This window comes from Methylobacterium sp. P1-11 (genome assembly GCF_008329595.1).
Lineage (GTDB): Bacteria > Pseudomonadota > Alphaproteobacteria > Rhizobiales > Beijerinckiaceae > Methylobacterium.
Genome location: NZ_NPKS01000052.1, coordinates 14,446 through 28,295, shown reverse-complemented (window position 1 = coordinate 28,295; position 13,850 = coordinate 14,446). Strand labels below are relative to the sequence as shown.

10 protein-coding genes, 1 tRNA gene and 2 pseudogenes are annotated in these 13,850 nt (G+C 65.5%); 10 read left to right on the top strand and 3 right to left on the bottom strand.

The genetic code is table 11. From position 1 onward, the window contains the following. Positions 1 to 268, bottom strand: a pseudogene (locus tag CIW48_RS34385) (hypothetical protein); the annotation flags it as partial. A gap of 527 nt (positions 269 to 795) precedes the next feature. On the opposite strand from CIW48_RS34385, the gene CIW48_RS30820 reads away from it, so the two are divergent. Next, positions 796 to 903: transfer RNA gene (locus CIW48_RS30820), tRNA-Gly, on the top strand. Between the two features lie 98 nt (positions 904 to 1,001). On the opposite strand, the gene CIW48_RS30815 is transcribed toward CIW48_RS30820, so the two are convergent. Then, positions 1,002 to 1,217, bottom strand: coding sequence for a hypothetical protein (locus tag CIW48_RS30815; protein WP_149314194.1), 216 nt, complete (start codon positions 1,215 to 1,217; stop codon positions 1,002 to 1,004). 626 nt (positions 1,218 to 1,843) lie between these two features. On the opposite strand from CIW48_RS30815, the gene CIW48_RS30810 reads away from it, so the two are divergent. From CIW48_RS30810 to CIW48_RS34380, 6 genes and pseudogenes are all read left to right on the top strand, one after another. Next, entirely contained in the window at positions 1,844 to 2,161 is a 318-nt protein-coding gene (locus CIW48_RS30810) for a hypothetical protein (protein WP_246695501.1), read from the top strand. Between the two features lie 58 nt (positions 2,162 to 2,219). After that, on the top strand, positions 2,220 to 3,398 hold the full coding sequence (locus tag CIW48_RS30805) for an efflux RND transporter periplasmic adaptor subunit (RefSeq protein WP_149314193.1): 1,179 nt from the start codon (positions 2,220 to 2,222) through the stop codon (positions 3,396 to 3,398). An 88-nt stretch (positions 3,399 to 3,486) separates the two neighbouring features. Next, entirely contained in the window at positions 3,487 to 6,660 is a 3,174-nt protein-coding gene (locus CIW48_RS30800) for a multidrug efflux RND transporter permease subunit (RefSeq protein WP_149314192.1), read from the top strand. A 406-nt stretch (positions 6,661 to 7,066) separates the two neighbouring features. Beyond that, positions 7,067 to 7,417: a hypothetical protein gene (locus CIW48_RS30795; protein ID WP_149314191.1), complete on the top strand. Its 351-nt coding sequence runs from the start codon at positions 7,067 to 7,069 to the stop codon at positions 7,415 to 7,417. A 32-nt stretch (positions 7,418 to 7,449) separates the two neighbouring features. Further along, on the top strand, positions 7,450 to 7,641 hold the full coding sequence (locus tag CIW48_RS33620; protein WP_173009458.1) for a hypothetical protein: 192 nt from the start codon (positions 7,450 to 7,452) through the stop codon (positions 7,639 to 7,641). 307 nt (positions 7,642 to 7,948) lie between these two features. Then, positions 7,949 to 8,250 (top strand): annotated as a pseudogene (locus CIW48_RS34380) (NADH-quinone oxidoreductase subunit D); the annotation flags it as partial. Here the strand turns inward: CIW48_RS34380 and CIW48_RS34375 are convergent. Next, a complete protein-coding gene (locus CIW48_RS34375) occupies positions 8,246 to 8,563 on the bottom strand; it encodes a helix-turn-helix domain-containing protein (protein WP_281407411.1) in 318 nt (105 codons plus the stop codon). The pseudogene CIW48_RS34380 and the gene CIW48_RS34375 sit on opposite strands and share 5 nt — an antisense overlap. 1,083 nt (positions 8,564 to 9,646) lie before the next feature. On the opposite strand from CIW48_RS34375, the gene CIW48_RS30780 reads away from it, so the two are divergent. From CIW48_RS30780 to CIW48_RS33610, 3 genes are all read left to right on the top strand, one after another. Beyond that, complete coding sequence (locus CIW48_RS30780; protein WP_149314190.1) at positions 9,647 to 12,037, top strand: PAS domain S-box protein; 2,391 nt, start codon at positions 9,647 to 9,649, stop codon at positions 12,035 to 12,037. A 260-nt stretch (positions 12,038 to 12,297) separates the two neighbouring features. Further along, a complete protein-coding gene (locus tag CIW48_RS30775; RefSeq protein WP_149314189.1) occupies positions 12,298 to 13,689 on the top strand; it encodes an L-serine ammonia-lyase in 1,392 nt (463 codons plus the stop codon). Then, positions 13,683 to 13,832 carry a hypothetical protein gene (locus CIW48_RS33610; RefSeq protein ID WP_173009459.1) on the top strand — a complete coding sequence of 50 codons (150 nt, stop codon included), beginning with the start codon at positions 13,683 to 13,685 and terminating at the stop codon, positions 13,830 to 13,832. Before CIW48_RS30775 ends, CIW48_RS33610 begins: the two co-directional genes overlap by 7 nt. The last annotated feature ends 18 nt before the right edge of the window (positions 13,833 to 13,850 follow it).

The window sequence follows — 13,850 nt, the reverse complement described above, 5'->3', positions numbered from 1 at the left end:
ATGAGTCGGAGGCAGCCTTTAGTCGCGCCTTTAAGGCGTTGTTCGGCCATTCGCCGAGGGACGAGAGCATCTGATCGACCGGGCCTAATTCCGATGGCTGAGCCATTCGAGGTCTGCCGGTTTCAATCTCAGCCGCCTTAGACCAAACCTTTTGCTGCCAGTTAGCTGGCAGCCATTCGCAGCCCAGGTTGAGCGGGTACTCTCCGAGATCCTGAGTGAACGGGCGATCCGCATGCCGCCACGACGCCTCAAGCAGGGTCACGTCCATGCCGCTCGCTGCGAGCCGCCGCGCCGATCCCGGCGGCACCTCCGTCTACGATGACGTCGAGACTGCTGACCATGTGGCTGTAGGTGATACCGGCCGTTGGATGTCAGTAGCACCGAGGGTTGCGGAGATCGCCTCGTTTGAGCCGGTGAGCGCTACTCGGGCCTACGCGCTGGGCTGCTGGAGCGTCCGCTTCGGAGAAAGCGCCAGCGGCAGCTGAATGACTGTGATGGGCGCAAAGCGGCGCGTCTGCTTTTCGGAACTTGGCTCCTCACCACAGTGACGGACACCTACCTGACCGAACCTGAGCCGCGGCAAAGGCCAAGTTTGGATTGCCTAGTTCCCCGACTAGGCCCCTCCCCTATCGAAGCTTCAATGGCTTCTGACAGCCCGGCGGCTGAACGCGTCGAGCTGGAGGAAAGTGATGAGTGTGATGAGAGCCGCACCAACCGAAGGACGACAGCCGAGCCCCTCTGTTCAGCCCGACCGACGACAACCGCCAGCGGGAAAAAACGGTTTGCAGCGGCCAACCGGACTGAAGCGCGAAAAAGCAGAGGGAAAACGTCTCAACGAAATCAACGATCTGCATCAGCTTCCCAAGCTGAATGTCGTCGGTTCGATCCCGATCGCCCGTTCCAACTTATTCTCCCTTCTATATCTGCCCGTTAGATCCGCCCGACTGTTGGGAATCCGCCAAGTCCGAGTGGCATCGCGTACACACTTGTACGCATTCGAGTCACCTTTTTGTCGAATCGGTGCTGCCAATCAGGTCCGAAAAGGTCAGATGGTCAGCCGGCAGCCCGTTCCGCGGCGGATCGGCCGTGGAGGTGATCACTCCGCCGATCAGGTCGACCCCGCCGCCCACGCGCACTTGGTAGCCGCCCGAGCCGGCGATCAGCCCGCCCTGCTCGGCCACGTTCGCGCTGTCGCCGCGCACGCTGCCGCTGTTCACGCTGCCCGAGACGCCGCCGTTGATCCGTTCCTGTTACTGTCTGCCGCCCAGGCCACGGGCCGTAGATGCGACAACGTCCGCTCGGAGAGAGCCGGCTCCTCGGTCGCGCGACAGGCAATCGCTCGCTCTGACGTCTCTGCACCGCAACGGGCAGTGACCTGTTCACGGCCGACGGCGAGCGACGCCGGCGCGCTCCATGTGCGGCACTTCCGGCCTCGGTTGGTCGTCTCAGCCAGCCCGGCTCAGGCTCGCCGCCCGATTACCTCTATTCTTTGGAGATCCAAAATTGCCCTAAATACAAATTAAATCTATCAAATTTTCAGTAACAACTTTATGTACTACATTGATTCTCATTTTACGACGATTTTACCAACTCAGCCGAAATCCAAGCAACCGGGCAGCCGTTTTGCCATGCGAGGGAGAATCAGGCAATACATCTTGTTTGATAATGATATTTACGGCGACAATTTATCCGCAACATGTGCTATCGAGACAGGATAGGCGACCGAATCGGGCCCGTCTCGCATATCGAACCTGTCTTGTCGCAGGAGACGGCATTTGTGTGAGGCCGCCAAAGCAAGGATCGACCGGTTTGTCCGGTCGAGGCGAAGCGGGGTGTGTCGATCATGATGTTTGCTGTTCCCGCCGTGCTGTTGACACTGGCTTTGACGATGCCGGTCTCGGACAAGATGCCGACATTCGACGTTCGAGGCAGTTGCCAGGCGGCAACGCAGCAGATGACCCTCGACGCCGGCCGGCAGAAGCTCTGCCTCGCGGATGAGGGGTCGGCGCGTGCAGAGGTCGCCAAGCACTGGTCCAGCTATCCGGCCGGTGATCGGACGCGTTGCGCAGCGGAAGCGCAACTCAACGGCTTGCCCAGCTATGTCGATCTGCTCGAATGCCTGACCCTCGCCCGGGAAGCCAAGGCCGAAGATGGTCAGTAGCCGCCGCCAGAGCGAGGCCGCAGACCGTCCCGCAGCGATCTCAGGTTGAGGGCCAACTGTGCCGTTCCTGTTGCAGCTTCCCAGACCTGTCCATTGTCTGGCCTTGGTAGCCATCGCCGGCCTCGCCGCCGGTTGCCGCGAGGCTAATCAATACGTTCCGCCGCCGCCGCCCAGCGTCTCGGTCGCGCAGCCTGTCGTGCGCACGGTGACGCGCTACTTCGAACTCACGGGCAACACCAAGGCGTTCGCGGCCGTCGATCTCGAGGCGCGTGTTCAGGGGTTCCTGGAGGCGATCACCTACAGGGACGGCGCCGTGGTGAAGAAGGGCGCGCCGCTCTTCTCCATTCAGCGCAACACCTACGAGGCGCAGCTCAAGCAGGCGCAGGGCGCCCTCGCGGCGCAGCAGTCTGCCCTGGCGAATGCCCAGTCCGAATATCAGCGCCAATCCACGCTGGGACGGCAGGAATTCGCCTCGCAGGCCCGCGTGGAGGACGCCAAGACCAAGCAGGACCAAGCCAGCGCTGCCGTGATGGAGGCGCAGGCCAACCTCGACATCGCAACGATCAATCTCGGCTACACGCAGGTTTCCGCGCCCTTCGACGGTGTTGTCACCAATCACCTGGCGGATGTCGGCGCCCTCGTCGGCATCAGCGGACCGACCAAGCTGGCGCAGCTCGTGCGCATCGATCCGCTCTACGTCTACTTCAACGTCAGCGAGCAGCAGGTGCTGCTGGTCAAGCAGCACCTTCTCGCGACGCAACGCACGCTGGGCGACCTGTCCAAGATTCCGGTGGAGATCGGCCTGCAGACCGAGACCGGCTATCCGCATACCGGCAAGCTCGACTACCTCGCGCCGCAGGTCGACCCGTCCACTGGCACGCTCCTGGCCCGGGCGCTCATCGAGAACGGCGATCACGCCCTCCTCCCGGGCCTGTTCGTGCGGGTCCGGATCCCGGTCGGGCGCCAGGACAAGGCCCTGCTGGTCCGCGACGACGCCATCGGAACGAACCAGCAGGGCAGCTACGTGCTCACGGTCGGGGCCGACGACACGGTCTCGCAGCGGGTGGTGACGCTCGGCCCGCGGGACGGACGCTACCGGGTGATCGAGACCGGGCTCACGCCCGGCGACTGGGTCGTCACGGACGGGATTCAGCGGGCCATCCCCGGGGCCAAGGTCGCGCCCCAGAAGGTGGCGGTGGCCGAGGTCCCATCCGACGCGGCGCCGCTTCAGCGGTGAGAGATCGCTCGGAGGCCGGCCTCCGCCAACCCGCGCCCCACCGCTGCGGCGGGCCGCCCCTGAGACGCCGGCACCGAGGACCAACGGCATGATCTCGCGCTTCTTCATCGAGCGGCCGGTCCTGGCCAACGTGCTGGCCCTGGTCATGGTGCTGGTCGGCGCGGTGTCGCTGCTCAACCTGCCCGTCTCGCAGTACCCCAACGTGGTGCCGCCGACGGTTCAGGTCACGACCCGCTATCCGGGGGCTAGCGCCCGCACGGTGATCGACACGGTGGCGCTGCCGATCGAGCAGCAGGTCAACGGCGTCGAGGGCATGCTCTACATGCAGTCGACCAGCGCGAGCGACGGCACCTACACCCTCACGGTCACCTTCGCGATCGGGACGGACGGCGATCAGGCCCAGGTGCTGGTGCAGAACCGCGTCGCGATCGCGATGTCGTCGCTGCCGCAGGCGGTCCAGGTCCAGGGCGTGACGACCCAGAAGAAATCCACCGCCATCCTGCAATTCGTGACGCTGTCAGCCACCGACGGGAAGTTCGATAGCCTGTTTCTGTCGAATTACGGCGTCATCAACGTGCAGAACGAGCTGGCCCGGCTGCCCGGCGTCGGCAACGTTACGGTATTCGGCGCCGGGCAGTACGCCATGCGGATCTGGCTCGACCCCGATTTGGTCCAGGCCCGGGGGCTCACCCCCGAGGCCATCATCAACACCGTGCAGCAGCAGAGCCAGGAGGTCACCGCGGGCGCCGTGGGGATGCCGCCGGTCCCGGCCGGACAGGATTTCCAGTACACCCTCAACGTCAACGGGCGGCTCAACAACGCCGCGGACTTCGAGAACATCGTCATCAAGGCGGACGCGCAGGATGGCGGCCGCATCACCCGCCTGCGCGATGTCGGCCGGGTCGAGCTCGGCGCGCAGACCTACAGCCAGTCCTTCACGCTGAACGGGCAGCCCGCCGCCGGCATCGGCATCTACCAGCTGCCCGAGGCGAACGCGCTGACGGTGGCGAACGCGGTCCGCGCCCGGATGGCCGAGCTCGCGAAGACCTTCCCGTCTGGCCTCGTCCACGCCATCCCGTTCGACACGACGGAATTCGTGCAGGCCTCGATCCACGAAGTCTACATGACGCTGTTCGAGGCGGCCGTGCTGGTTCTGATCGTCATCCTGGTCTTCGTTCAGGACTGGCGCGCCATGCTGGTGCCGGCGACGACCGTGCCGGTCACCATCATCGGCGCCTTCGCGGCCATGGCGGCGATGGGCTTCAGCGTGAACCTCTCGACGCTGTTCGCCATCGTGCTGGCCATCGGCATCGTGGTGGACGACGCCATCGTGATCGTCGAGGGGGTGTCCCACCATATCGACGAGGGCCTCTCGCCCCGTGCGGCGGCCGAGAAGGCGATGGAGGAGCTGTTCGGCCCGATCATCGGCATCACCCTGGTCCTGATGTCGGTCTTTGTGCCGGCCGCGTTCCTCCCCGGCCTGACCGGGCAGCTCTACAAGCAGTTCGCCCTGGTGATCGCCGCAACCGCGCTGATCAGCGCGATCAACGCCGCCACCCTGAAGCCGACCCAGTGCGCCCTGTGGCTGCGCAAGCCGGTGCCGCCGGAGAAGCGGAACGTGTTCTACCGCGGCTTCAACCGCGTCTACGGCGTCCTTGAGAACGGGTACGCCCGGCTGATCGCGCACATGGTCCGGCGCAGCGGCCTCATGGTCGCCGTGGCGCTCCTGCTGATCGGGCTCGCCGGATGGGGGCTGACCCGTCTGCCCACCGCCTTCCTGCCCACCGAGGATCAGGGCTACGTCCTTATCGGGGCCCAGCTGCCGGACGGAGCCTCGAAGGAGCGCACCGACGCGGTGATGCAGCGGATCAGCGCCCAGGCGAAGGCGATACCGGGCGTCGACAACGTGCTCTCGATCAGCGGCATCTCGGTCCTCGATTCCAGCGCCACCCTGCCCAATGCCGGCGTCGCCTACGTGGTTCTCAAGAACTGGGACGTCCGGGCCAAGGACAAGGGCCAGGATCTGCGCAGCCTCTACGACCGCTTCAACGCGATGCTGGAAGGGGTCGAGGACGCCGCCACCTTCGTGCTCATCCCGCCGCCGATCCAGGGCATCGGCAACGCCAGCGGCTTCACCATGCAGATCGAGCTGCGCAACGGCGATTTCGATTACCCCCTCCTGGAGAGCCTCGCCCGGACGATCGTCGCCGACGGGAACGCGCAATCCGGGCTGCAGAAGCTCAACACCTCGTTCCGGGCCGGCGTGCCGCAGATCTCGATCGCGGTGGACCGGATCAAGGCCGAGGCGCTTGGCGTGACGGTCGGGCAGGTCTTCTCGACCCTCTCGAGCTATGTGGGCTCGTCCTACGTCACGCAGTTCAACAAGTTCGGCCGGACCTTCCAGGTCTACGTGCAGGCCGCGCCCGATTACCGGCTCCGCCCCGAGGATATCGAGAACCTGAAGGTGCGCGCCGGCAACGGGGCGATGGTGCCGCTCGGCACCGTCGTGGAGATCAAGTCCGTGCAGGGCCCGTCCCTGATCAGTCTGTACAACCTCTACCCGACGGCCACGATCGTGGGCGGCGCGGCGCCTGGTTTCAGCTCAGGGCAGGCGCTGGACCTGATGCAGCAGATCGCCGCCAAGGTATTGCCGCCCGGCACGGGCTATGACTGGACGGCGATGTCGTATCAGGAGAAGGCGGTCGGCGCGCAGATCTACCTCGTGTTCGGGCTCGCCATCCTCCTCGTCTACCTGGTTCTGGCCGGGCAGTACGAGAGCTGGATCCTGCCGCTGGCGGTCCTGCTCGGGGTGCCGCTGGCGCTCCTGGGCACGGTTGGGGCGCTAATGCTGCTCGGCGTCGCCAACAACCTCTACACGCAGATCGGCCTGATCCTGCTGATCGCGCTGGCGAGCAAGAACGCCATCCTGATCGTCGAGGTCGCCCGCGAGAAACGGCAGGCCGGCCTCGACATCGCGGCCGCTGCCGTAGAGGCGGCGCGTCTGCGCTTCCGCCCGATCCTGATGACGTCGTTCGCCTTCATCCTCGGCGTTCTGCCTCTCGTCACCGCCTCGGGAGCCGGGGCCGCAGCGCGCAAGTCAATCGGCATCACTGTGTTCAGCGGGATGCTCGCCTCGACCTGCCTGGCGGTGCTGTTCGTGCCGTCCTTCTACGTCATCCTGCAGCGCATCGAGGAACGCCGCGTGCGGGGACGGCAGACCGCGCACGTCGAGGCTCCGCCTTCGGCTGCCGAGAGTACCTGAGACCGATCGGGCTTCAACGAGGCGATCTTTTTCAGGGGCCCACCAACTCGGCAACCCTTTTACTTCCCGTCGGCGACGCTCTCCTGCCGACTCAGCCCGGCGGTGCTGACCTCACCGTGCAGGCCCACCGGCAACGTCGTCTTTCCGCTCGCCCCCGTTCGTGAGACAACTCCGGGAACGACGAGTGCGAACGGATAAATCGGACAAAGGCGCCTCCCCAACACTTGATCCGGCCGATCATTCTGCGAAGCGGCGAGCGTTTACGGACCTGCGCCCGGCTGAGCCAAGCATAGTTTGAAAACATACGCAGCTTACCACGCCAGTTTCTTTCTTAGCTATGTTGTTGATCGCCCCTCATCATCGGCATAGGCCTGAGTGGACGGTGACGTTCCACGGGAGGGCGAACATGACCACAGATCGCGTCGACCTGGATGATCATACGGCTTGGCTGGTCCAGCAACTTGCACGCAACGGGCCGGTCTCGGCCCAGGCGGCGACGGCTCCGACGATCGAAAAGTTGCGCCGTCTGGAAGATCTGGCCCGGAATGCCGGAGCCGACCGGCAGGCATTCCAGAAGATCCTGTCAGCCCGTCGCGTGCTCGGCGACCATGCTGACCTCGGACGGGCCCCGATTTTCGATGAGGACGATGTCGCGATCAGCCCAACCCCGCAAGCGTTGAAGCTTTCCGTACTCGTTTCCTCACCGGCGATTCAGATATGCGATCTATCGGACCGCCCCACGGAAGCGGGTGCATGAGATCTTCGCCCAGACCTGCCGACGATCCTGTGATGCGCAGGCTGGTCACTCTTCTGGAGGAGCAGCTGCCGAATTCTGCCCATCAAGCGCGCATCCACCATCTGGCACAGCTTTCCCTCTTGGAGCAGGACGCAGTCGCGACGGGTGTCGACCCGGGGACGCTGCGCTCAATCCGTGCCGTTCAGCTATTCGTCCGGACGAGCGCCCCGCTGACCGGCGCGTGATTGCGTTGATCAGGACTCGCGCCGATGTGGGCGATCTGAGGCCGGCGAGCCAGGACCGATCGTGCGATGGACAGCGGTGTTTCGCGCTCCGCGCCTCGCTGGCCCCGATTGTCCCGGTCAGCCGGGACAAAACCTCGGACCACTGACGCGGCATCGATCACGGCTGCGCCTGCGATACTTCGGCCTGCAACTGCCACATCGGCTCGAACAGGCCACCGGCCAGGCGCAGGTCCCGGATCGTGCCGTCTTCGACGATCCGGCCCCCGTCGATCACCAGGACGCGGTCGAAGGCCGCGAGCGTCGACAGGCGATGGATTGGGGCTTCTCGGGCGCGATGGTGCGCGGCTCGGGCTCCCGTGGGACCTGCGCAAGGCGCAGCCCTACGGGTGCTACGAGGAGATGGAGTTCGACTTCCCCGTGGGCAAGAACGGCGACACCTACGACCGGCAGGTGATCCGCATGGAGGAGATGCGCCAGTCGGTGCGCATCATGAAGCAGTGCGTCGCCAAGCTGCGCGAGCCCGCCGGCCAGGGGCCGATCGCGGCGCTCGACGGCAAGTTCGCGCCGCCGCCGCGCCGGGCGATGAAGCGCTCGATGGAGGCGCTCATCCGGCCGCGGGCGCGGTCTTGCGCCGGAAGGGGCCGATCAAGCGCTCATACTCGGCCTCGGCCGGACCGTAGCTCGCGCCCGCAAGCTTGCAGAGGATCGCCCGGTTCTGAACGATGATCCGCGCCCGCTTGGCGCTGATGGCGCCGTGACCCTCGAGCGCCTGCATCGCGAGGGTCACGCCAGAGCGCGTCGTGCCGAGCATGATCGCCAGGAAATCGTGCGTCAGCAGCAGTTCATCTCCGTCCAGGCGATCATGCGCCATGAGGATCCAGCGGGCTAACCGCTCTTCAATCGAGAAGATCGCGTTGGACATCGCTGTCTGGCTCAGGGTCATCACGAGCACATGCGTGTACCGCAAGAGCAGGTCGTGCAGGGCGGGACATTGGCGAATGGTTGCCTGCAGAGCCTCGACCTTGATCCGGAGCCACGGCCCGCCAACCTGCACCATCAGTTCGTGAGGCGTGCGATCCGAGCCAAGCACCGTCGCGGTGCTGACCATCGCTTCGAAGCCGAAGCAGCCGACCTCGATCCTGCGGTTCTCGTGCGTGACCGCGATGTTCGACGACAGGCCGGCCTCCGGGAAGTAGGCGAACTCCAAGACTTCGCCGACCGAGGCCAGGACATCACCCTTCTCGACCTCCACACGTTCGAGATGTGACAGAAGCTGCTCCAGATCGCCCGACGGCAGCGCCTGTAGCAGGCGGTTCTCGAACTTCGTCAGACCCATCGCAAGCGTCCGCCCTTCCTGACATCGTATGGGCGCGCCCATGCTGGACAGAACGATCGCACAGGTGAATCGGGCGGTCTGAACGAAGGCTGCGCCAAGAGGCCTGCTCGATAGACCCGCGAAGGTTGGGCCGGTTCCGCGAAGACACCTCCCCACGCCAGCCGTGACATCATCCGCCCTTATCTCGGCCGCTCCTCCTTCAGGATCGCAGCCACCAGTCCGGAAATTTTCAGGCACGGCTTCGGCTACGCGACCGAGCGCTCGCGGCATCTGCCTTTGAGGCACCGCCATGTGCATTGAGCGGCGGCAACGGGCTCGGAGCCTCCTGTCGCCTGCCGGCCGGCAAGCCGATGAGGGCTCTCCAACCCGCTCGGCCCCGCGGAGTCCCGATCCCGGCCGTCCACTCGGCTCCGCTCGACCAGGCCGGCTAGACATGACCCAGACACGTGTGGGGACCCGATCCGCCTGCATCTTGAGCCCGATACCGGGGCCGGTGGCGCAGGGGTCGGACCCTCGCTCCGATTGATATGCGTTAGTGCGCCGCACTTCAGCAGCCGATAGGCCAAGCAGCCCACAGGCCGCTGGAGGGTACCTGCGCCGGCCGAGTTCGCGCCACGGCTGCTTGGGCCGAGCCGTTTCCGGCCCGGCGAAGCTGGCCACGAGAGCTAGATGGAACGTCCAGGTATCATCGAGACAGCGGACATTGCGGCGGGCCGCTACAAGCTGCTGGTCGAGGCGATCACGGATTATGCGATCTACATGCTGGATCGCGACGGTCATGTGACAAGCTGGAACCCGGGCGCCAGGCGGTTCAAAGGCTACGCGGCCGAGGAGATCATCGGCCGTCACTTCTCGGCCTTCTACACAGACGCTGAACGCGCCGCGGGCGTGCCGGCGCGAGCGCTGCACGAGGCAGCCCAGACGGGGCGCTTCGAGCGCGAGGGTTGGCGCGTGCGCAAGGACGGCACGCAATTCTGGGCCCACGTCATCATCGACCCGATCAGGTCGCCGGACGGCGAACTGATCGGGTTCGCAAAGATCACCCGCGACCTCACCGAGCGGAGAACCGCCGAGGCGAAGCTTCGGGAGAGTGAGCAGCAGTTCCGACTGCTTGTCCAGGGCGTGAAAGACTACGCGATCTACATGCTGAACGCGCGTGGCGAGGTCGCAAGCTGGAATGCCGGCGCGCAGCGGATCAAAGGTTACATTCCGGAAGAGATCATCGGGAATCATTTCTCCGGTTTCTACACGCAAGCGGACCGCGATGCCGGCCTGCCACAACTCGGGCTGGACACGGCTGCGCGTGAGGGCCGTTGGGAGAACGAAGGGCTGCGGGTTCGCAAGGACGGGACCACGTTCTGGGCGCACGTTACCGTCGACGCGATACGCGACGATGGTGGTCAGCTGATCGGGTTCGCGAAGGTTACCCGCGACATCACCGAGCGCCGCCGGGCGGAAGAGGCGCTGCAGCAGGCTCAGGCCGCCATGCTGCGCTCGCAGAAGCTCGAAGCTGTCGGTCAGCTCACGGGCGGCATCGCCCACGACTTCAACAACCTGCTTCAGGTGATCAGCGGCAACCTGCAGCTGCTCAGCAAGGACGTCGCCGGCAATCCCCGCGCCGAAACGCGGGTGCAGAACGCCATGGCCGGGGTGGTGCGCGGGGCGAAGCTCGCATCGCAGTTGCTCGCCTTCGCCAGGCGCCAGCCTCTGGAGCCGAAGGTCGTGAATATCGGCCGCTTGGTCCAGGGCATGGACGACATGCTTCGCCGCGCACTCGGCGGTGAAGTCGAGATCGAGACCGTCGTGGCGGGCGGGCTGTGGAACACCCTCGTCGATCCCGACCAGATCGAGAACGCTGTCCTCAATCTCGCGATCAACGCCCGCGATGCGATGGATGGCCATGGCCGCCTGACCGTCGAGGCGAGCAATGCCTTCCTGGACGACGCATATGCGCGGGGTCACGACGACGTCGCGCCGGGTCAGTACGTGCTGCTGGCGGTGACCGATACCGGGGTGGGCATCCCTCAGGACGCGCTCGAGCGGGTCTTCGAGCCGTTCTTCACGTCCAAGCCGGAGGATAAGGGTACCGGTCTCGGCCTCGCGATGGTCTATGGCCTCGTGAAGCAATCCGGCGGGCACATCAAAATCTACAGCGAGGTGGGTGCAGGCACGACCGTGAAGGTCTACCTGCCGCGTGCGATGGACAAGGAGGACGCCCCCGTCGCCACGCCGCCTGTGGAGATCGGTGGGGGCGACGAGACGATCCTGGTCGTCGAAGACGACGACGAGGTTCGCGAGGTCGCCGTCTCCATGCTGGGTGAACTCGGCTACCGGGTTTTCAAGGCGCGAGATGCCGCGAGCGCGCTGGCGATCGTCGAGAGCGGCCTGCCCATCGACTTGATCTTCACCGATGTGATGATGCCGGGTGCCTTGCGCAGCCCCGAGCTGGCGCGCAAAGCCAAGCAACGTTTGCCCAATCTCGCAGTGCTGTTCACCTCTGGATACACGCAGAACGCCATCGTGCATGGCGGACGCCTCGATCCCGGCGTTGACCTGCTCGGCAAACCCTACACGCGCGAAGCCCTTGCGCGGAAGGTCAGGCATGTGCTTGCCAACCAAGCTCAGCGCCAAACGGTCGCTCGAACCGACACCCGGCCTCTGGACCGGGACGCCGTGAAGGGTGCGACCGTGCTGCTGGTCGAGGACGATTCGGTCATCCGGGGCACGACGACCGAGATGCTGACCGATATCGGCTGCCGCGTTCGACAGGCGGGCAGCGTGGAAGAAGCCTACAGGGTGCTGGAACTCGACAGGATAGACGTCCTCCTCACGGATGTCGGCTTGCCGGGCATCTCCGGCCTGGAACTTGCCAAGACAGTGCGGGCTCGCCAGCCGGAGGTGTGTGTGATTCTTGCGTCGGGCGACACGGGTGTCGGGTCCGACGCTGCCTTCCTGCGCGCCTCTCTCGTCGTGAAGCCCTATACGCCCGACACCCTGAGGCAGACGATCGCAACGGCGCTTCAGGCGCGCAGGCTCACATCCCGCCAGCAACTCGGTTAGCGCCGATTCCGGGCGTCCGATCTGCTCCCTCTGGCTGATTGATCCGGCGCTCGATCTCGGCGCCTGGGCGGTCCAGCCGGTTGGTGGAGTGACGCGTGCCCCGATGCTGAGCGATAAAGCCTCATGCAGGCTCGGTAGGCCTGATCCGGTCAGCAGACCGCGGCAACTGGCCAGAGGCATGCATCGGCACGAGGTGAAGCCCTCTAAGATGCGAGCCAAGATGCAGCGGCTGCGCATCCCGGCTGCGACGAGAAATCCTGATGTTCCTCAGTGTGTTCGACGTGTTCAAGCTCGGCATCGGACCGTCCTCGTCCCACACCATGGGACCGATGACGGCAGCGGCCGACTTCCTGGACCTGCTACGCGCCCATCACGCGAGCCAAGCGGCCGAAGCAATCCGCGTGACCTTGTACGGCTCTCTCGCCTTCACGGGTCGTGGGCATGCCACAGAACGGGCGGTGGCACTCGGCCTCCTCGGCTACCGACCCGCCACGATCGAGATGGACGAGGCCGAGCATCAGCTTGCGGAACTTCGCGTCGGCAAGCGCCTCGCCCCACCGGGCCTGCCGGCACTCGCCTTTGACCCGTTGACCGCGGTCGTCTTCGATTTCGGGCCCCCGCTACCCGGACATTCGAACGGCCTCATCATCACGGCTTTCGACGCCCAGGGCGCACAGATCCTGTCCGAGACCTATTACTCGATCGGCGGCGGCTTCATCCTGACGGCCGCCCAACGGGACGTGGGTCTCCCGCCCTCCTCGGAGGCTTCCGATCCGCGGCTCTGGCCCTACCCATTCGAGTCCGCGGCCGCCATGCTGCGCATGGCGCGGGAGAGCGGCCTGTCGATCGCCGACATGAAGCGCGCGAACGAGGCCGTCGGCCGGTCGGATGCCGAGATCGAGGCGGGACTTGCACGCATCTGGCGGACCATGGACGGCTGCATCGAGCGTGGTCTGTCGCACGAAGGGGAGTTGCCCGGCGGCCTGCGCGTCAAGCGTCGGGCCAAGCGTATCCGAGACCAGCTTCTGAGCGAACAAGGCTCGAACAGGGCGCAGCCTCACAGCGTGACCGAGTGGTTGAGCGTATACGCGATGGCGGTCAACGAAGAGAATGCGGCCGGCGGCCAGGTGGTGACGGCGCCGACGAACGGTGCCGCGGGCGTCGTTCCAGCCGTGATCCGGTATTATCTGGATCGTTGCATCGGCGCCGACCCGGCCCGGGTTTCGGATTTCCTGCTGACGGCCGCAGCCATCGGCGGGCTGATCAAGCACAATGCCTCGATCTCGGGCGCGGAGGCCGGTTGCCAGGGTGAAGTCGGCTCCGCCAGCGCGATGGCGGCGGGCGGCCTGTGCGCCGTACTCGGCGGCACGCCCGCGCAGGTCGAGAACGCCGCCGAGATCGCGCTGGAGCACCATCTCGGAATGACTTGCGACCCGGTCGCGGGCTTGGTCCAAGTGCCTTGCATCGAGCGGAACGGCATCGGCGCCACGAAAGCCGTCGCGGCCGCATCGCTCGCGTTGCGCGGCGATGGGTCCCATTTCATGCCGCTCGACAATTGCATCGCGGCCATGCGGCAGACCGGCGAGGAGATGAGCACCAAGTACAAGGAAACGAGCTTGGCCGGTCTTGCTGTGAACCTCCCGGAATGCTGACGATCAGCGCGGTGTGCCTGCTCATGCTCGCTGCAGCGGAGCGCGAGAACATGCCGGCCCATGAACAGACCTCGCTGCCGGGGGTTGATCGCACGTTCGTCGTGCGTCCGACCGAGACCGGGGCGGCGCAGCCGAGCCCGTAGATCCCACAGCACCCACGC